Below are 18935 nucleotides of genomic sequence, written 5' to 3'. Positions count from 1 at the left end.
CGAGGCCGCGACTGCCACCACTCGTTGATAACGGCTCGGGCTGCCCGGAGGTTGCTCGGTGATCATCCCCTGGACAGCGGACGTGTGGAAACACCCTCCGCCGCCCCACGCCTGCGGATCAACAGCACGAGCGCGGCGGCGATGACAATACCGATCAAGTTGATGCCCAGCTGGGCGACGGCGGGCCCCACCCTGTCCCACACTCCGAGAACCGCGGCCAGCGCGGCGTAGCCGGCGGCGGGCACGGTGGTGACCGAGATGAACACGCCGACGAGCGCCGCGGACTTCGCCGACGTCATCGACAGCATGCCCGCCGCACCCGCCAGCAGCGCCACGACCAGCGAGAAGACGCCGAACTGGTAGATGAACTCGGACTCGGTCCCGTGCAGCAGCGTCTCGCGGTCCAGCAGCCCGAACCGGGCACCGAGCCACGTCAGCACCGAGGTGATCACGATCGCCACCGGGAAGCCGATCGCGAGGGCCGCGGCGGCCCTGCGCACCAGGTCCCAGCGCTTCGCGACCAGGCCGACGGCGATCGCGGCGAGCGGACCGAACTCCGGCCCCACGACCATCGCGCCGACCAGCGTCACCGTCGAGTTCGTGGCGATGCCGACCGCCGCGAGCACGCACGAGATGGTGAGGAACGCCTGGAACGTGACGCTCGGCTTGGACTCCTCGCCGGTCTTCCCGATCAGCTCGTCCCACACGATCGCGTCCGACCCGTCGCCCGGCGCGTCCTCCTGCGCGCGGTCGGCGGCGTCGGACAGCGAGGTGTCGATCGTCTCGATCGTGATACCGCCGTAGCGGTCGATCCGCAGCTCGCACAGCGCGCCGACAACCTCGTCGACGGCCTCACGGGCCACGTCGGCGGTGATGAGGTCGCCTTGGGGGTCGACCGCGGCACCACGCAGGAGCACCAGGTGGGTGGCTCCCGCGTGGTCGCGGAGGACTTCCAGAGCGGCCTCGGTCTGGTCTGCCGGGCAGACCACCCGCAGCCGCAGCACTACGCCTTCTGGTCCGGCTTGGCGTCGACGCCGGCTTCCTTGCGCTGCAACGCGGTGATCGGCGCCGGGGCCGCGGTCAGCGGGTCGTAGCCGCCGCCGGACTTCGGGAACGCGATGACCTCGCGGATCGAGTCGACCCCCGCGAGCAGCATGCAGAGGCGGTCCCAGCCGAGCGCGATGCCGCCGTGGGGCGGGGCGCCGTACTTGAACGCGTCGAGCAGGAAGCCGAACTTCTCCTGCGCCTCCTCGGCACCGATGCCCATGACGTTGAACGCGCGCTGCTGAACGTCCGCGCGGTGGATGCGGATGGAGCCACCACCGAGCTCGTTGCCGTTGAGGATGACGTCGTAGGCGTAGGCCAGCGCGTTGCCCGGGTCGGACTCGAAGTTGTCGATCCACTCCGGGGTCGGCGAGGTGAACGCGTGGTGCAGCGCCGTCCAGTTGCTGCCGCCGACCGCGACGTCACCGGACTCGAGCTTGTCGACCGACTCGAACATCGGGAAGTCGACGACCCACGCGAACGCCCACGCGTTCTCGTCGACCAGGCCGACGCGGTGCGCGATCTCGACGCGGGCGGCGCCGAGCAGGGCGCGCGCGTCCCTCGGGTCGCCGGCACCGAAGAAGATGCAGTCGCCGGGGTTGGCGTTCACGGCCTTGGCGAGACCGTCGCGCTCGGCGTCGGTCAGGTTCTTCGCGACCGGGCCGCCGAGCGTGCCGTCCTCCTGGACCAGCACGTACGCGAGACCCTTGTGACCGCGCTGCTTGGCGAACTCCTGCCACGCGTCGAGCGTGCGGCGCGGCTGCGAGGCCCCACCGGGCATGACGACGGCGCCGACGTACGGCGCCTGGAACACGCGGAACGTCGTGTCCTTGAAGTACTCGGTCAGGTCGGTGAGCTCGAGGTCGAAGCGCAGGTCCGGCTTGTCCGAGCCGTACTTCGCCATCGCGTCGGCGTAGGAGATCCGGCGGAACGGCAGCGGCAGCTCGACGCCCTTGGTCTCCTTCCAGATCGCGGCGAGGAGCTTCTCGGTCAGGCCGATCACGTCGTCCTGCTCGACGAAGCTCATCTCGATGTCGAGCTGGGTGAACTCCGGCTGGCGGTCGGCGCGGAAGTCCTCGTCGCGGTAGCAGCGCGCGATCTGGTAGTAGCGCTCCAGGCCGCCGACCATGAGCAGCTGCTTGAACAGCTGCGGCGACTGCGGCAGCGCGTACCAGGAACCCGGGCGCAGCCGGGCCGGCACCAGGAAGTCGCGTGCGCCCTCGGGCGTGGAACGGGTCAGGGTCGGCGTCTCGACCTCGACGAACTTCTCGGCGTGCAGCACCTCACGGGCGATGCGGCTGACCTCGCTGCGCAGGCGGATGGCCTTGGCCGGGGTCGAGCGACGCAGGTCGAGGTAGCGGTGCTTGAGGCGGGCCTCCTCGCCCGGCTCGACGTCGCTCTCCACCTGGAACGGCAGCGGCGCGGCCTCGTTGAGGACCTCGAGGTCGCTCACGTAGACCTCGATGGCGCCGGTCGGCAGCTCGGGGTTCTCGCTGCCCTCGGGGCGCTTGCTCACCTCTCCGGTGACCTTGATGACGTACTCGCTGCGCAGCCGGTGCGCGCGCTCGGCCATCTCGCCCTCGCGGAACACGACCTGGGCGACACCGGACGCGTCGCGAAGGTCGATGAAGATGACACCGCCGTGATCCCGCCGGCGAGCGACCCACCCGGTGAGGGTGACGGACTGCCCGGCGTGCTCGGCCCGGAGTGACCCGGCCTCGTGCGTGCGCAACACGGTGGTGGCTCCTTGTAGACGAAGTCAGCTTTGCCGTCAAGGCTAGCCGGAGCCACCGACAGATTCTCACGCAGGGCTTTCCGGCTACCCGGATGATCTCCCCAGCACCGGCTCCGCCTTCACCCACGCGGCGTGCCACCCGTCGTCGACCTGCTCGGCGTTCTCGCCGTCGTCCGCGATCCGCGCGACCAGGTCGAGCACCGCCGCCCGGTGGTCCTCCCGCAGCAGCGGCACGACCTCGGCGAGGAACGGCAGCACCGCCGTGGCCGCCGGGCACACGAACCCGCCCTCCTCGTGGATCGTCCGGTCGAGGTCGCCGATGGCCCCGGCGACCACCTCCGGGTCGTCGGACAGCAGCGCCCGCAGGTGGCCCGGCGTGTCCAGCGCGGGGCCGTAGGCGTGGTCGACCGCGTGCCACGCGACGTCGTCGAGTCCTTGCAGCACAGGCCTCACCGCAGGTCCAGCAGCACCGACGTGGCCAGGGACGAGACGCGCTGGCCCAGCGAGGTCACGGCGTGGTCGTGCACCGCCGCCTCGACGAGGCGCCGGTACTGGCGAGCCCGTGCCACACCGACCAGCCACACCGCGAAGGCCCGCAGCCGCACGTCCGGATCGGCCGCCCACACCGGCACGTACGGCACGACCAGGCCCACGTCCGCGGTGTCGCGCTCGAAGAGCCTCCTCAGGTAGTCGAGCGCCTCCGTGCGCCACGGCAGCACGTCCACCAGCGCCAGCACGAGGTCCATGCCCTCGAAGTCGTGGGGCCGCACCAGCCAGAGCACGTGCTCCAGCACCTCGTCGTAGCCCATCTCGAACTGACCGGTCTCCAGGAACAGCCCGAGGTCGCCGGTCAGGCCGCGCAGGACCACCCCGGCGTCCGGCCGGGTCGCCGCCGACACGAGCATCCGCGCGAGCGGCTCGTCGTCCGGCACCTCCAGCTCGCGCAACCACGAGAGCGCGGCCTCGTCGCCCCGCCCCGCGAACTCCGTCGCGACGACCACCAGGCACAACCGCGTGGCGGGATCGGTCTCCTCGTCCCACCGCGGCGCCAGGGCCGCCAGCACCGGCGCGCTGTCCCCACGACCCTGCCCCAGCACGAACAGCGCGCCCCGCCGCACCGCCACCGCGCTGTGGTCGAGCAGGGCCAGCAGCGCCGGTTTCGAGGCCTCCCAGGCGGGTGGCCAGCTCGGGTGGACGCCGTCGGAGCCGCTGCCCCCGGCGACCGCGATCGCGCCGCACACGTTCTCCAGCAGCCACTCGCGGCCGGGGGTGTTGTCGTGGGCGACGAGGTCCAGCAGGAACGGCCACGCCGCCGCGGTCGCCTCGCTCACCTCGGACTCGTCGCCGCACAGGTGCCGCACCAGTTCCTCGTGCGGCTCGACCGAGGTCCGGGCCTGCCTGAGCAGCCGGGGGAGGTCGTCGCCGTACCCGTCGTGGCTGCGCAACCGGTACCAGTCGATCCTCTTCAGACCCTCCACCATGGACCCCAGAATAGGAAAAGGGCCGCGACCGGGGTCGCGGCCCTTCACTCAGAGCGGTTTCACGCGGTGGGCGCGAGGTACAGCAGGCGGTTCGGCGAACCGGTGCCCGGGTTCGTCACCTTCGACGGCGTCGACTGCGCGACCAGGTACGAGGCCACCGCGGCCGGGGAGGCCGACGGGTTCGTCGAGAGGTAGCGGGCGGCCGCGCCCGCGACGTGCGGGGTGGCCATCGACGTGCCGGAGATGGTGCTGGTGGCCGAGTCGGAGGTGTGCCACGACGAGGTGATGTCGCGGCCGGGGGCGAAGATGTCGAGCACCGAGCCGTAGTTCGAGAACGACGAGCGGGCGTCGGTGCGGTCGGTGGAGCCGACGGTGATCGCCTCGGTCACGCGGGCCGGGGAGAAGCCGGAGGCGTTGGCGTTCGAGTTGCCGGCGGCGACGGCGAAGGTCACGCCCTTGGCGACGGCGTTGCGGACGGCCGTGTCGAGGGTGGCGTTGGCACCGCCGCCGAGCGACAGGTTGGCGACGGCCGGCTTGACGGCGTTGTTGCCCACCCAGTCGATGCCCGCGGCGACACCGGCGAGGGTGCCGGAACCGTTGTTGTCGAGCACGCGGACGGCGACGATGCGCGCGTTCTTGGCGACGCCGTACTGCGCGCCCGCGATGGTGCCGGCGACGTGCGTGCCGTGGCCGTTGCCGTCCTGCGCGACGGCGTCGTTGTCCACGAAGTCACGGCCGTTGGTGGCGCGGCCGCCGAACGTGGAGTGGCTGACGCGGACACCGGTGTCGATGACGTACGCCGTCACGCCGCTGCCGGTCGAGGTGTAGCTGTAGGAGCTGTTGAGCGGCAGGTTGCGCTGGTCGATGCGGTCGAGACCCCACGACGGCGGGTTCGTCTGCGTCGCCTGCGTGCGCACGACCTGGTCGGCCTCGACGAACTCGACGGACGGGTCGGCGGCGAGGCGCTTGGCCTGCTTCTCCGTGAGCTTCACGTTGAAGCCGCCGAAGCTGGTGTAGTCGCGCTCCACCTTCGCGCCGAAGCGGGAGGCGAGGGCGTGCGAGTTGCCCTTGCCCTCCTTCAGCTTCACGATGAAGCTGCCGGTGATCTTCTCGGGGGCGTCGAGGGACAACACCTCGCCTTCGGCGGCGGAAGCGCTGGGAACCATCAGAACCGACAGGGCGAGGCTCGCCACGCCGGCACCGGCCAGGAACCGGATCTTTCGCGTCATGGTGTCGCTTTCCGTTCTTTGCAGGGGAACGAAGCGCTTTCGACGTTATGGAGAGATCCGGTTCCTGCCAAGGGTGTCCTAAAGATTAAGACGCCCTTGCATTGCCGAACAATTCACTTTCACAGCGATGGCGGCCAGTGGAGGATACGAGTGACGGGTGGCGTTCCCGGCGTGCCCGTGGTAACCAGCACGCGCTCGACCTGCGCGGGAGTGGCGGCGCGGTCGCGTTCCAGGAAACGCGCCGCGACACCGGCCGCGTGGGGCGCGGCCATGGACGAGCCGCTCAGCGTCGCGGTCGCGGTGTCCGAGGTGTTCCACGCCGACGGGATGCTGACCCCCGGTGCCCAGATGTCCACCAGCGGCCCGTAGTTCGACGAGGACGACTTGGTGTCGTTCTGCGTCAACGCACCCACGCAGATCGCCTGCGAGACCCGTTGCGGCGACGAGCCCGAAGGATCGGTGTTGCCGCCGCCCGCGGCGACCGTGAACGAGATGCCCGAGTCGATCGCCTTCTTCACCGCGGTGTCCAGCGCGGCGGAAGCGCCGCCTCCCAGCGACATGTTGGCCACGGCGGGCTTGACCGCGTTGCGCGTCACCCAGTCCACTCCGGCGATGACACCGGAGATCGTGCCGGAGCCCGACCCGTTGAGCACGCGCACGCCCCACACCGTCGCCTGCTTCGCGACGCCGTGGGTGGTTCCCGCGGCGATGCCGGCGACGTGCGTGCCGTGACCGTTGTCGTCCTGCGCGATCGCGTCGTTGTCGACGGTGTCCCAGCCGTTGCGCGCACGGCCGCCGAAGTCCGCGTGCGTCACGCGAAGCCCGGTGTCGATCACGTAGATGTTCACGCCGCGGCCGGTGGTCGTGTACTCGTAGCGCCGGTCCAGCGGCAACGCCCGCTGGTCGACGCGGTCCAGGCCCCAGGGCGGGTCGAGCTGGACGCCGTTGGCGTGCACGGTCCCGTCGCGCTCCACAGAGGACACGTCCGGGTCGGCCTTCAGCTCACGGACCTGGCGTGCGGTGAGGTGAGCGCTGAATCCGTTGAAGACACCGGAGTAGGTGTGTTCGACCTTCCCGCCGAACGACGACACGGTCCCGTCGCGCAGGACCACGATGTAGGACGACGTGGCCGCGGACGCCGGGGCGACCACGACCGCTGCCGCGACGGCGGCGACTGCCAGCAGGGCTCTCACGGGCAGGTTTCCTTTCGGTGCAGGGTTGTGCGGGGAGACAACGGCCCCGGTCCACGGGGAACCGGGGCCGCGCGCTGCACGGGACTCAGCTGGTCGGGGCCCAGTGCAGGAGCCTCGTGGTCGTGCTCGGGCCGGGGTTGGTCACCTTGCCGTCGGTGGCGTTGGAGGTGATCGCGGTCGCCACCTGCGCGGGCGTCACGTTCCGGTTGCCCTGCAGGTACCGCGCCACCACGCCGGCGACGTGCGGCGAGGCCATCGAGGTGCCCGAGATGGTGTTCGTGGCCGTGTCACTGGTGTGCCAGGCCGAGGTGATGCCGCTGCCGGGCGCGAAGACGTCGACGATCGCGCCGTAGATGTAGGCGTTCACGCCGAAACCGGTGGTGTTGTAGGTGTGGCGCTGGTCCAGCGGCAGGTTGCGCTGGTCGATGCGGTCGAGACCCCACGACGGCGGGTTCGTCTGCGTCGCCTGGATGCTCACGACCTGGTCGCGTTCGACGTACTCGACCGACGGGTGGGCGGCGAGTCCGCGGGCCCGCGCGTCGCTCGTCCTGATCGAGAAGCCCTGGAACACGGCGTCGTAGACGTGCCCGACCTGGCCGCCGAACCGGGATCCGAGGGTCTGCGCGCTCACCGCGACCGCGTCGTCCTTCAGCTTGACGATGAAGCTGCCGGCGATGTTCTCACCGGGCGAGACGCGGATCTCGCCGGCGGCGGTGGCGGGCGCGGCGAAGGCGGCGACCACGACCGCCGAGCCCAGGAGCGTCGCTGTCTTGCGCATTGCACAAGTCCTGTTCGTCGCAGGGATGCTCAGGAACCCGACCGAGGACATTGGCGGCGTAATAGTCCCGAGATCTGAACCTGCCGAGTTCCGAACCCGGGCAAAACCGCCGATCGGCTGTACCGCGTTCCCTTTGCCGCCGATAGCCTTCCGATCTTGACTCCGTGAAACGGAGGACCGATGCTCACGATTCACCCACCGCACGAGGAGCTCGCCGACCTGTTGGTGACGGGTCCGTTCGCGGACGCGCTGAGGGTCGCGATCCAGGTGCGGGGACTCAGCCTGGAACGGCTGCAGCACCGCCTGAAACTGCGCGGCGCGCCGGTCAGCGTGACGGCGCTGAGCTACTGGCAGTCGGGCAGGCGCAGACCCGAGCGGCCGGAGTCGCTGAGGGCGCTGGCGCAACTGGAGGACGTGCTGGGACTGCCGGAGACCGCGCTGAGCCGCCTGCTCGGCCCGCCGCGGCCGCGGGGCCGTTCGCGCAGGCGGCAGACCTCGGCACGGACGCCGTGGGACGGGTCCGGGCTGGTGCTGACCGCCCAGCACGACAGGGTCGAGGTCGCGCCGTGCGGAGGCGTGCTGGGCGTCCGCTCACGCCAGGTCATGCAGGCGAGGTCGGCCGATGTGGACCGCTGGATCCTGTGCCAGGAAACGGGTTCGGCGCAGCCCGCGCTCACCGCCGTGCGTTCCTGCCAGGTCGGGAGGGTCGCGCGGGAACGCACGAACGGCGTGCTCGTCGCGGAGCTCGTGTTCGACGAACCGATCTCCGCGGGTGACTCCGTCGCGATCGAGTACGAATTGATCTATCCGCACCCGACCGCGGAGCACACGCATTTCCGGCGGTTCGCCGAACGCGTTCACGACTACGTTCTGGAGATCAAATTCCCGGCCGGGTCGCCGCCCGAGTCGTGCGAACAATTCGCCTCCGGCCCGGCCGGTGCGGAATCGTCCGGCGGCACGCGCCCCGCCCCGGTGGACGACGGGGGTTACGCGCACGCCGCCGCTCTCGACTTCGGTCCCGGTCTCTACGGGATGCGCTGGACCGCCGCCGCGAACGCCGCGGGGTCGTCCACCCAGGGGAAGTGACCGGCCCCGGGCTGCACGACGAGCGTCGCGCGCGGGAACAGGTCCGCGAACTCCCGCGCGCGCCGGGGCGGGAGCGAGACGTCGACCTCACCGGTGACCAGGAGCACCGGCACGTCGAGCCCGGCGAGCTCCTCGCGGACGCGGGCGGTGTCGAACGCGCCGTCGGCGTAGTACTCCGCCGCGGCTTCGGGGTTGCGCGGGTGGTCGTCCAGCGCCCGCGCCGCGTCGTCCCAGCGCCCGTGGAAGAACGGGCTGATCTTCGCGAACGCCTCGGGCGTCACCCTGCCCGCCCAGATCTCCTCGAACCCCCTGACCGCCTCGGCGTACCAGGGCTCACCGCTGCGCGTCAGGGCCACCTCGCGGCGGTCGGCGTCGGTGACGTCGACGCCGACGACGCGCGGGCTGGGCGCGACGAGCACGAGTTCCTCGACCCTCTCGGGAAAACGCACGGCGTAGAGGACGGCGAGCGTGGCGCCCGCCGAGTGGCCGAGCAGCCTGATCCGGTCGAGGCCGAGGTGCCCGCGCAGCGCGTCGACGTCGTGCACCTGGCGGTCGACGCGGTAGTGGCCCGTCTTCTCCGACTCCCCGGTGCCGCGCAGGTCGAGCCGGACCACGTCCCGCAGCGGCAGCCCGCCCAGGTAGGACGACGCCTGCATCGGCCCGCCCGGCAGGCAGATCAACGGGTCGGTGGCCTCGCCGTGGTAGGCGAGGCCGGCGCCGTCCGCGTTCCTGAAAGTCCCCATGTCCCGCAGTGTGTCAGTACGAGCGGGGCAGCTTCAGCGAGTTTTGCGCGACGAAGTTGAGCACCATCTCGCGCGACACGGGCGCGATGCGGGAAAGGCGGGAAGACGCGAGCATCGACGCGAGGCCGAACTCGCGGCTCAGGCCGTTGCCGCCGTGGATCTGGATCGCCTGGTCGACCGCCGCCGCGACGGCCTCGCCCGCCGCGTACTTGGCCATGTTCGCGGCCTCGCCCGCCTCCCTGTCGTGACCGGAGTCGTAGAGCGCGGCGGCCTTCTGCGTCATCAGCCGGGCGAGCTCGACCTCGACGTGGATCTTCGCCAGCGGGTGCGCGAGGCCCTGGTGCGCGCCGATCGGGGTGTCCCAGACCGTGCGCTGCTTCGCGTACGACACGGCCTTGGCGATGGCGAGCCGGGCCGACCCGGTTCCCATGCTCGCGCCCATGATCCGCTCGGGGTTGAGCCCGGCGAAGACCTGCAGCAGTCCCTGGTCGGGCGAGCCGACGACGGCGTCGGACGGCAGCCGGACGTCGTCGAAGAACAGCGTGAACTGCTTCTCCGGCAGGAACAGGTCCATGTCGATCTCTTGCCGCGTGAAGCCCTCGGCGTCCGTCGGGACGACGACGAGCACCGGTCCGGTCTTCTGGATCGCGACGACGAGCACGGCGTCGACCTCGTCGACGCCGGAGATGTAGGTCTTGGCGCCCTTGAGGACCCAGTCGTCGCCGTCGCGGCGGACGTTCGTCTTCAGCTTGTGCGCGTTGGACCCGGCGTCCGGCTCCGTGATCGCGAACGCCATCTTGAGCGTGCCGTCCGCGAAACCGGGCAGCCACTTGGTCTTCTGCTCGTCCGTGCCGAACCGGGCGATCACCGTCGCGCAGATCGCGGGCGAGACCACCATGAGCAGCAACGGGCATCCCGCCGCCGCCAGCTCCTCGCACACCGCCGCGAGGTCGCCGATGCCACCGCCACCGCCGCCGTACTCCTCCGGCACCGCGACGCCGAGGTAGCCGAGCCTGCCGGCCTCCGCCCACAGCTCGGTGGTCTTCTCCCCCGCCCTGGCCTTGGCGGTGAAGTAGTCGTGGCCGTACTTCGCACCGAACTCGGCGACCGCCCTGCGCAGCGCGATCCGCTCCTCGGACTCGACGAAGCTCACTGTTCCTCCACTACGACCAGGACGTCTCCGGCGTTGACCTGCCGGGCGTTCTCCACGAGCAGTTCGGTGACCGTGCCCGCGCTGGTCGCGAGCACGCGGTGTTCCATCTTCATCGCTTCCAGCACCAGCAACTCGGCGCCGGCCTCGACCACGTCGCCCCGCGCGACGCTCACCCGGACCACGGTTCCGGGCATCGGCGCGACGGTCGCGCCCGGCGCGAGCTTCGCCTCCGGCTCGGGGAAGCGCGGCACGACCGTGAGGCTCACCGACCCGCGCGGCGAGTCGACCTCCACCAGGTCCCCGTAGCGGGCCACGTGGAACGGGACCCGCACGCCGTCCAGGTCGAGCACCGCGGTGTCCGCGGTGGCCTGCGCCGGGTCGTACTCGACCTCGACCAGCTCCTCGCCGTGCAGGAACCGCGCCTTCGGCCGCTGCGACCGCACGTTGCGCCAGCCGAGCGGCAGCGTCCCGATCCGGCGCGTGGCCGCCTGGGCGAGCGCCGCGGCGAGCGCAAACGGTTGCGGGTCAACGGTCCGGGTGAAGTCGTGCTCGGTCAGGAACCCGGTGTGCGTGTCCCCGCGGAGGAAGGCGTCGTCGCGCAGGACGTCCACGAGCAGCCGGCGGTTCGTGACCAGGCCGTGGATCCGCGCGCTCTCCAGCGCCGTCGCGAGCTTGCGGGCGGCGGCACGGCGCGTCGGTGCGTGCGCGATCACCTTGGCCAGCATCGGGTCGTAGTGCACGGAGACGACCGAACCGTCCTCGACGCCGCTGTCCAGCCGGACGTCGCCGGGCACGTGGAACCGGTGCAGCGTGCCGCTCGCGGGACGCCAGTCGTTCGCGGGGTCCTCGGCGTACAGGCGGACCTCGATCGCGTGGCCCCGCGGTCGCGGTGCCTGCGCGGGAAGTGCGGCCCCCTCGGCGATCCGCAGCTGCCAGTCGACGAGGTCGACGCCGTGGACCAGCTCCGTCACCGGGTGCTCGACCTGCAGGCGCGTGTTGACCTCCAGGAAGTGGAAGTCCTCGCCCTTCAGCATGAACTCGACGGTGCCCGCGCCGACGTACCCGATCGACTCGGCCGCCGCCGTCGCCGCGGCGAACAGGCGTTCGCGCACCTCGCCGGTCACCGCCGGGCTGGGCGACTCCTCGACGATCTTCTGGTGGCGGCGCTGGATCGAGCACTCGCGTTCCCCGAGCACCCACACCGTGCCGTGCCTGTCCGCGAGGACCTGCACCTCGACGTGCCGCGCGTGCTCCAGCAAGGGCTCGCAGAACACCGTCGGGTCGCCGAAGGCGGATTCCGCCTCGCGCCGCGCACTCGCGAGAGCGTCGGCGAACCCGGCCTTCTCCCGGACGATCCGCATGCCGCGGCCACCGCCACCGGCCGACGCCTTGATCAGCACCGGGAACTCGGTGACGGTCTCGGGGTCCAGCTCGGGCAGGGTGGGCACGCCCGCGGCGGCCATCCGCTTCTTGGCGGCGACCTTGGAGCCCATCGCCTCGATCGAGTCCGGCTCGGGGCCGACCCAGGTCAGTCCCGCCGCCTGCACCTTCCGCGCGAAGTCCGCGTTCTCGGACAGGAAGCCGTAGCCGGGGTGGACGGCGTCCGCGCCGGCTCGCAGGGCGGCCTCGACGAGCAGGTCGGCGCGCAGGTAGGTCTCCGCGGGCGTCGCACCCGGCAGCCGGACCGCGAGGTCGGCCTCCCGGACGTGCGGGGAGTCCGCGTCGGGATCGGAGAACACGGCGACCGCGCGGATCCCGCTGTCCCGGCAGGTGCGGATGATCCGGCGGGCGATCTCGCCGCGGTTGGCGATCAGCAGCGTCTTGATCATGGCGATCACATCCGGAAGACGCCGAAGCCGTCGGCGCCTTTGATCGGTCCGCTGTGGACAGCGGAGAGGCAGAGGGCGAGCACGGTCCTGGTGTCGCGCGGGTCGATCACGCCGTCGTCGTAGAGCTTGCCGGACAGGAACGGCGCGAGCGACTGCTCCTCGATCTGCGCCTCCACCATCTTGCGCATGGCGGCGTCGTGCTCCTCGTCGTACTCCTGCCCCTTCGCCGCGGCGGCCTGCCGCCCCACGATCGACAGCACGCCCGCGAGCTGCGCGGGACCCATCACGGCGGACTTGGCGTTGGGCCAGGTGAAGAGGAACCGGGGGTCGTACGCGCGGCCGCACATGCCGTAGTTGCCGGCGCCGTAGGAGGCGCCCATCGTGATCGTCAGGTGCGGCACCCGGCTGTTCGAGACGGCGTTGATCATCATCGAGCCGTGCTTGACGATGCCGCCCTGCTCGTACTGGGCGCCGACCATGTAACCCGTGGTGTTCTGCAGGAAGACCAACGGCGTGTCGCTCTGGTTCGCCAGCTGGATGAACTGCGTGGCCTTCTGCGACTCCTCGCTGAAGAGCACACCGCGTGCGTTGGCGAGGATGCCGACGGGGTAGCCGTGGACGCGGGCCCAGCCGGTGACGAGGCTGGTGCCGTACAAGGGTTTGAACTCGTCGAACTTCGATCCGTCGACCAGGCGCGCGATGACGTCGCGCGGGTCGAAGGGCACCCGCTGGTCCTCGGAGACGAGGTCGAGGATGCTCTCGGCGTCGAACAGCGGTTCTTCGACGGCCGCCGGCCGCGGCCCCTGCTTGCGCCAGTTCAGGCGCGCGACGACCCGGCGGGCGAGCCGGATGGCGTCGGTCTCGTCCTCGGCGACGAAGTCCGCGAGGCCGGAGGTGGCGCCGTGCATGGTCGCGCCGCCCAGCGACTCGTCGTCCGCGTCCTCGCCCGTAGCCATCTTGACCAGCGGCGGACCGCCGAGGAACACCTTCGAGCGGTCCTTGACCATGATCACGTAGTCGGACATGCCGGGCACGTACGCGCCACCGGCCGTCGCGTTGCCGAACACGGCGGTGATCGTCGGGATGCCCGCGGCGGAGAGCCTGGTCAGGTCGCGGAACGCCCGGCCGCCCGGGATGAAGATCTCGCTCTGCGTCGGCAGGTCGGCGCCGCCGGACTCGACGAGGCTGACCAGCGGCAGCCGGTTCTGCAACGCGATGTCGTTGGCCCGCAGCGACTTGCGCAGCGTGTACGGGTTCGACGAACCGCCGCGCACCGTCGGGTCGTTCGCGACGATCACGCACTCGACGCCCTCGATCCGCCCGATTCCCGTGACGACCGAGGCGCCCACGGGGAAGTCGGTGCCCCAGGCCGCCAGGGGCGACAGCTCCAGGAACGGGCTGTCCTCGTCGATCAGCAGCTCGACCCGTTCGCGGGCGAGCAGCTTGCCGCGCCCGTGGTGCCGTTCGACGTACTTCGGCCCGCCTCCCGCGAGCGCCTTGGCGTGCTCGGCGTCCAGCTGCGCGATCTTCGCGAGCAGCGCCTCCCTGTTGCCCATCAGGCGAACCCCAATCGTCGTGCCGCGAGCTCGGTCATCACTTCACTCGCGCCGCCCCCGATGCCGAGGATGCGGGCGTCGCGGTAGTGGCGCTCCACTTCGGACTCCCGCATGTAGCCCATGCCGCCGTGCAGCTGCACCGCCGCGTCGACGACCTCGGAACAGGCCCGCACGGCGGCGTTCTTCGCGAAGCAGACCTCGGTGACGCAGTCCTCACCGCGGTTCACGCGCGCGGCCACCTCGCGCGTGTAGGTCCGCGCCAGCTCGATCTCCTGCGCCATGTGCGCGAGCCTGTGCCGCACCACCTGGTTCTTGATCAGCGGCTTGCCGAACGTCTCCCGGTTCCGGACCCACTCGACGGTGAGGTCGAGCGCCCGTTGCGCCGTCGCGTACGCCTCGACCGCCATCGTCACGCGCTCGACCTGGAACTGCTGCATGATCAGCGCGAAACCCTGGTTCTCCTCGCCGACCAGGTTCGCGACCGGCACCCGCACCTCGTCGAAGTGCAGTTCGGCGGTGTCGCTGCAGTGCCAGCCCATCTTGTCGAGCTTGCGCCGGGTGAACCCGTCCTCGACGACGAGCAGCGAGATGCCCTGGTAGCCCTCGCCGCCGGTGCGCACCGCCGTCGTGACGAAGTCCGCGCGGCAGCCGGAGGTGATGAACGTCTTCTCGCCGCTGACGACGTAGTGGTCGCCATCGCGCACGGCCTTCGTCCTGATCGCCGCGACGTCCGACCCGGCGCCGGGTTCGGTGACCGCGAGGCTGCCGATCTTCTCGCCGCGGATCGCGGGCTTGGCGAACCGCTCGACGAGCTCCTGGTTCCCGGACTGCCAGATGTGCGGGATGGCGATGCCGAGGGTGAACAGCGCGGCCATCACGCCGGACGAACCGCCGTTCTGGATGACCTCCTCGGTCAGCGCCACCGTGTCGAGCAGGTCGCCGTGCTCGAACCCGATGCCGAGCAGGTCGAGCTCCGCCGCCTTGCGGTGCAGCTCGCGCGGCACCTCGCCGTCGCGTTCCCACCGGTCGAGGTGCGGTGCGATCTCCCTGCGCGTGAAGTCGCGGACGAGCTCCCTGAGCTCTTCGCGCTCGTACAGGTCTTTCGTGATCACAGGAGCTCCTCGGGGATCTCGACTTCCCTGCTGCGCAACCACTCGCCCAGCGCCTTGGCCTGCGGGTCGAACCGGGTGCTGCTCGCCACCCCTTCGCCGAGCAGGCCGTGCAACACGAAGTTGAGCGCCCGCAGGTTCGGCAGCTCGTACCGGCTGACCTCACCGGCCTCCGGCAGCAGCTCCTTCAGCCTCCCGACCGTCAGGAACCCGTTCAGCCAGTCGTAGGCGGCGTCCGACCGCACCCACACACCGAGGTTGGCGTCGCCGCCCTTGTCCCCGCTGCGCGCGCCGGCGATCGTTCCCAACGGCCGCTTCACAGCAGCACCGCCTTCGCGCTGACCTCGTCGCGAGGCACGTACGCCGCCCGGTAGACGCCGAACGGCGTCCCGTCGCCCGGCGGTGCCGTCACGTGGAAACCGGGGTAGCTGGCGAGCGCCAGCTCGATCGCGGCCCGGCTGAACCCCTTGGCCCGCTCGGGGTCCGTCGTCTTGATCGTCACGTGCAGCAACGCACTGGCCTGCTCCTCGGTGGCCGCGTCGGCCTGGTCGGTCCGCGCCAGCGTCCAGGTCAGGCCCTCGGTGCCGATCGCGTCGTGCAGCTGCCGCCGCACCAGCTCCGCCTTGGCCTCGACGTCCAGCCCGGTGAGGACGAACGTCGTGGAGTTCCGGAAGCCGCCCAGCGCGTTCAGGCAGACCTTCAGCGTGTCCGGCGGCGGAGACCCCCGGACGCCGCTGATCCTGACCCCGCGCTCGTGCGCGGCCAGCCGGATCGTGTCGAAGTGCGTGGTGACGTCCGGTCCCAGGTACTCCGGCGCCCCGATCTCGTACAACAGCTGCGCCGTCACGGTGTCGACGGTGACCGCGCCGCCCGTGCCGTCGTGCTTGGTGATCAGGCAGGACCCGTCCTCGTCGACCTCCGCGATCGGGAACCCCGGCCGCGTCACGTCGATCTCGGTGAAGAACGAGTAGTTGCCGCCGGTGGCCTGCGTCCCGCACTCCAGCACGTGGCCCGCGACCGTCGCGCCGGCCAGGCGGTCCCAGTCGTCGCGCTTCCACCCGAAGCGCGCCGCGGCGGGTCCGACCACGAGGCTCGCGTCGGTGACGCGGCCGGTGACCACGACCTGAGCACCCTGCCGCAGGCATTCCGCGATCTCCCACGCGCCGAGGTAGGCGTTGGCGGTCAACGCATCCGGGAACCGCTCCTTCAGGTCGTCACCGGTGACGTACCCGACCTTGGCGTCCAGCTTGCGCGCCAGGCCTTCCGGGTTCAGGCCACCGGCGTTGACCACGATCTTGACGCCCTTGTCCAGCGCCAGCGCCAGGCAGTCCTCCATCTGCCGCAGGAACGTCTTCGCGTAGCCGAGCGAGGAGTCCTTCACGCGGTCGCGACCGAGGATCAGCATGGTCAGCTCGGCGAGGTAGTCGCCGGTCAGGACGTCGAGGTCACCGCCCTCCAGCTGCTCGCGCACCGCCGACAGCCGGTCGCCGTAGAAACCGGAGGCGTTGCCGATCCGGATCACCGGCCACCTCCGGGCGGCCCGGCGAAGGCCTGCGCGATCGGCAGCCACTCCCGCGCCACCGGCCCCGTGGCCTCGACCGCGAGCTGCTCGCGGTCGCGGCGCTGCGTCACCAGCCACGCGAAGTCCAGCGCCGGCCCCGAAACCCGGTTCTCCGCGTCCTCGGGACCCCACGTCCACGACTCGCCACCGGGTCCGGTCAGCTCGACCCGCACCTCGGCGTCCGGCGCCGCCAGCCCGTTGAGCAGGAAGGCGAACCCCATGGTCCGCACACCGAGGTGGCAGACGTGCCTGATCCGCGACGTCGGTTCCCGCACGACCCCGAGCGCGTCGGCGACGTCCTGCCCGTGCGCCCAGGTCTCCATGATCCGCGCGGTGGCCATCGACGCCGGGCTCATCGGCGGCCCGAACCAGACGATCTTCCCCGTGGCCCGCGCGAGGTGCTCCCGCAACGACCTCCTGCTGTCGCGCCACAGCTCCAGCAGGTCCGGCAGCACCGCCGCCTCCGCCGCCGTGCGGTCCACGATGTCGGCGGTCAGCGGCTGCGCCTGGAACGCCTCGGGATCGGTGATCGCGAGCACGGCCGCCTTGTCCGTCCACATGAGATGGCCGATCTGGTGGCCGATCGTCCAGCCCTGCGCCGGGGTCGGCAGGCTCCGGTCGGCCCCGTCGACGAGCGCGTCGAGGTCCCGCGACTCCGCGTCGAGGTCGGCCAGCAGTTCCGTGATCACAGCTGCTCCTCCAGCATCCGCGCCCAGTAGCGCACCACGTGCGCCCGGCGCTTGGTGTCGTCGGCGAGCTGGTTGGCGAGCGCCAGCCCGCGCACGAGATCAAGGGTTGCCTGCACCGCGTCCTTCACACCGGGCCGGCTGTCGTCCACGTCGAGCAGCTCGAGCGCCAGCCCGTACACCTCGCGCCCCAGCCGTGCCTGCAGCTCGAGCACCTGCTCGCGCAGCTCGGGATCGGTCCGCGCGGCCACCCACAGCTCCAGGGCGGCGGTGAACAGGTCGCTGGCGTGGAAGTCCGCGATCAGCTCGACCACGGCGTGCGTGCTCTTCTCGGCGATCTCCGCACGCCGCTTGAGCGCCTCGACGCTCTCCGCGCCCACGTGCTCCACCGCCGCGGCCACCAGTTCCCCGCGCGTGCGGAAGTGGTGCAGCTGCGCGCCGCGCGACACCCCGGCCCGCTCGGCCACCTCGGTCGTCGTCGTGCCGGACCAGCCGCGTTCCACCAGGCACTCGACGGTCGCCTCCATCAGCTTCCGCTTGGTCCCGCGGCTGCGGTCGGCCTGGCGCTGCCTCGTCTCCACGCGGCCGAGTGTTCCGCCGAACAAACAAACAGTCAAGACTGCTTGTAAATGGCGCGAGTACCGTCCGCCCCGATGAGCATCGTGGAACGACTGAGGGCCGCCGGCTGCGTGTTCGCCGAGGACGAGGCCGCCCTCCTCGAAGAAGCCGCCACCGGCCCGGAGCACCTCGAGGAACTGGTGACCCAGCGGGTCAACGGTCTGCCGCTGGAACACGCCGTCGGGTGGGCCGTGTTCTGCGGGCAGCGGATCGTCGTCACCAAGGGCGTGTTCGTGCCCCGCCACCGCACCGAACTGCTCGTGGACCTCGCCGTCGGCCTGAAGCCGGGCGTCGTGGTCGACCTGTGCTGCGGCTCCGGCGCGGTCGGCGCGGTGCTCCGGCACCGACTCCCCGCTGCCACCGTCTACGCCGCCGACATCGACCCCGTGGCGGTGGCATGCGCGCGCAAGAACCTCACGAACGTGTTCGAAGGGGATCTGTTCGACGCTCTGCCCACGCACCTGCGCGGACGCATCGACGTCGTCGTCGCCAACGTCCCGTACGTGCCGACCGACGACATAGCGTTCATGCCGGTCGAGGCCCGCGACTACGAGGCGCGCATGGCACTCGACGGCGGCGCGGACGGCCTGGAGGTCCTGCGCCGCGTGGCCGGGCAGGCGACGACCTGGCTGCGCCCCGGCGGACACCTGCTGAGCGAGACCAGTGAGCGCCAGGCACCGGCCGCACTGGCCGCCTTCACCGCCGCCGGACTCACCGCCAAGCTCGTGACCAGCGAAGACGCCAATGCGGTGGTCGGATCACGCTAAGTTCCGTACAATGTACGGTATGTCGTACGACGAGATTGTGCAGTGGTTCGAGAAGTGGGACGCGCTCGCGGTCGCGGGCGACGTCGAGGCGATGGCCGACATGGCCCTGTTCCCGATCAACGCGGTCACCGACGGGTCCGCGACGTCGTGGGACCGCGCGACGTTCATCGAGCAGATGGGGGCGCAACTGGGAGGCGAGGTGCAGATGGAGTCGAAGAGGACGCCGCACTTCATCAACGACAACCTGGTCTTCGTGATCACCGACGGCACGATCAACGGGATCACGGTGCGCTACGGCGACCTGCTCACGCGCGTGGACGGCGAGTGGAAGTTCCAGACGATGGCCCAGGGCGGCTGGGCGTAGGTA

17 protein-coding genes and 1 pseudogene are annotated in these 18935 nt (G+C 71.0%); 3 read left to right on the top strand and 15 right to left on the bottom strand.

The window, feature by feature from the left end:
* Nucleotides 1-62: 62 nt before the first annotated feature.
* The 7 genes from BLQ91_RS28175 to BLQ91_RS28145 all read right to left on the bottom strand — a co-directional run bounded on the left by BLQ91_RS28175 (nt 63) and on the right by BLQ91_RS28145 (nt 7460).
* Nucleotides 63-1004, bottom strand: coding sequence for a DUF389 domain-containing protein (locus tag BLQ91_RS28175; RefSeq protein ID WP_090101482.1), 942 nt, complete (start codon nt 1002-1004; stop codon nt 63-65).
* Entirely contained in the window at nt 1004-2779 is a 1776-nt protein-coding gene (gene aspS / locus BLQ91_RS28170) for an aspartate--tRNA ligase (protein WP_090101481.1), read from the bottom strand. The genes BLQ91_RS28175 and aspS overlap by 1 nt, the downstream gene beginning before the upstream one ends.
* Before the next feature lie 84 nt (nt 2780-2863).
* Nucleotides 2864-3223, bottom strand: coding sequence for a hypothetical protein (locus BLQ91_RS28165; protein WP_090101480.1), 360 nt, complete (start codon nt 3221-3223; stop codon nt 2864-2866).
* A 5-nt stretch (nt 3224-3228) separates the two neighbouring features.
* Nucleotides 3229-4260, bottom strand: coding sequence for a hypothetical protein (locus tag BLQ91_RS28160; protein ID WP_090101479.1), 1032 nt, complete (start codon nt 4258-4260; stop codon nt 3229-3231).
* A gap of 59 nt (nt 4261-4319) precedes the next feature.
* Nucleotides 4320-5489, bottom strand: coding sequence for a S8 family peptidase (locus BLQ91_RS28155; protein WP_090101478.1), 1170 nt, complete (start codon nt 5487-5489; stop codon nt 4320-4322).
* Between the two features lie 119 nt (nt 5490-5608).
* Nucleotides 5609-6682, bottom strand: a complete 1074-nt coding sequence (locus BLQ91_RS28150) for a S8 family peptidase (RefSeq protein WP_245733853.1) — start codon at nt 6680-6682, stop codon at nt 5609-5611.
* Nucleotides 6683-6767: 85 nt separating this feature from the next.
* The gene (locus tag BLQ91_RS28145; RefSeq protein ID WP_090101477.1) at nt 6768-7460 is read right to left on the bottom strand and encodes a S8 family serine peptidase; all 693 of its coding nucleotides are present in this window, start codon (nt 7458-7460) and stop codon (nt 6768-6770) included.
* Between the two features lie 180 nt (nt 7461-7640).
* On the opposite strand from BLQ91_RS28145, the gene BLQ91_RS42910 reads away from it, so the two are divergent.
* Nucleotides 7641-8546, top strand: coding sequence for a helix-turn-helix domain-containing protein (locus BLQ91_RS42910; RefSeq protein ID WP_090101476.1), 906 nt, complete (start codon nt 7641-7643; stop codon nt 8544-8546).
* On the opposite strand, the gene BLQ91_RS28135 is transcribed toward BLQ91_RS42910, so the two are convergent.
* The 8 genes and pseudogenes from BLQ91_RS28135 to BLQ91_RS28100 form a co-directional block, all read right to left on the bottom strand.
* The gene (locus BLQ91_RS28135; protein WP_090101467.1) at nt 8486-9289 is read right to left on the bottom strand and encodes an alpha/beta fold hydrolase; all 804 of its coding nucleotides are present in this window, start codon (nt 9287-9289) and stop codon (nt 8486-8488) included. The genes BLQ91_RS42910 and BLQ91_RS28135 overlap by 61 nt on opposite strands.
* 13 nt (nt 9290-9302) lie before the next feature.
* Nucleotides 9303-10442, bottom strand: a complete 1140-nt coding sequence (locus tag BLQ91_RS28130; RefSeq protein WP_090101466.1) for an acyl-CoA dehydrogenase family protein — start codon at nt 10440-10442, stop codon at nt 9303-9305.
* Nucleotides 10439-12271: an ATP-binding protein gene (locus BLQ91_RS28125; RefSeq protein ID WP_090101620.1), complete on the bottom strand. Its 1833-nt coding sequence runs from the start codon at nt 12269-12271 to the stop codon at nt 10439-10441. Before BLQ91_RS28125 ends, BLQ91_RS28130 begins: the two co-directional genes overlap by 4 nt.
* A gap of 5 nt (nt 12272-12276) precedes the next feature.
* Nucleotides 12277-13827 carry an acyl-CoA carboxylase subunit beta gene (locus BLQ91_RS28120; protein WP_090101465.1) on the bottom strand — a complete coding sequence of 517 codons (1551 nt, stop codon included), beginning with the start codon at nt 13825-13827 and terminating at the stop codon, nt 12277-12279.
* The gene (locus BLQ91_RS28115) at nt 13827-14939 is read right to left on the bottom strand and encodes an acyl-CoA dehydrogenase family protein (protein WP_090101455.1); all 1113 of its coding nucleotides are present in this window, start codon (nt 14937-14939) and stop codon (nt 13827-13829) included. The genes BLQ91_RS28120 and BLQ91_RS28115 overlap by 1 nt, the downstream gene beginning before the upstream one ends.
* A pseudogene (locus BLQ91_RS28110) lies at nt 14936-16458 on the bottom strand (acyclic terpene utilization AtuA family protein). The gene BLQ91_RS28115 and the pseudogene BLQ91_RS28110 overlap by 4 nt, the downstream one beginning before the upstream one ends.
* Nucleotides 16455-17186, bottom strand: a complete 732-nt coding sequence (locus BLQ91_RS28105) for a TIGR03084 family metal-binding protein (protein WP_090101445.1) — start codon at nt 17184-17186, stop codon at nt 16455-16457. The pseudogene BLQ91_RS28110 and the gene BLQ91_RS28105 overlap by 4 nt, the downstream one beginning before the upstream one ends.
* Nucleotides 17183-17710, bottom strand: coding sequence for a TetR/AcrR family transcriptional regulator (locus BLQ91_RS28100; RefSeq protein ID WP_090101619.1), 528 nt, complete (start codon nt 17708-17710; stop codon nt 17183-17185). Before BLQ91_RS28100 ends, BLQ91_RS28105 begins: the two co-directional genes overlap by 4 nt.
* A gap of 126 nt (nt 17711-17836) precedes the next feature.
* Between BLQ91_RS28100 and BLQ91_RS28095 the strand changes: the two genes are divergently transcribed.
* Nucleotides 17837-18568 (top strand): putative protein N(5)-glutamine methyltransferase, encoded by a 732-nt coding sequence (locus BLQ91_RS28095; protein WP_245733851.1) that lies wholly within the window; start codon nt 17837-17839, stop codon nt 18566-18568.
* Nucleotides 18569-18587: 19 nt separating this feature from the next.
* Nucleotides 18588-18932, top strand: coding sequence for a nuclear transport factor 2 family protein (locus tag BLQ91_RS28090; protein ID WP_245733850.1), 345 nt, complete (start codon nt 18588-18590; stop codon nt 18930-18932).
* The last annotated feature ends 3 nt before the right edge of the window (nt 18933-18935 follow it).

The sequence above is a fragment of the Lentzea jiangxiensis genome (assembly GCF_900104175.1).
In the GTDB taxonomy this organism is placed as follows: domain Bacteria; phylum Actinomycetota; class Actinomycetes; order Mycobacteriales; family Pseudonocardiaceae; genus Lentzea; species Lentzea jiangxiensis.
This window is presented reverse-complemented; position numbering and strand designations above follow the sequence as displayed.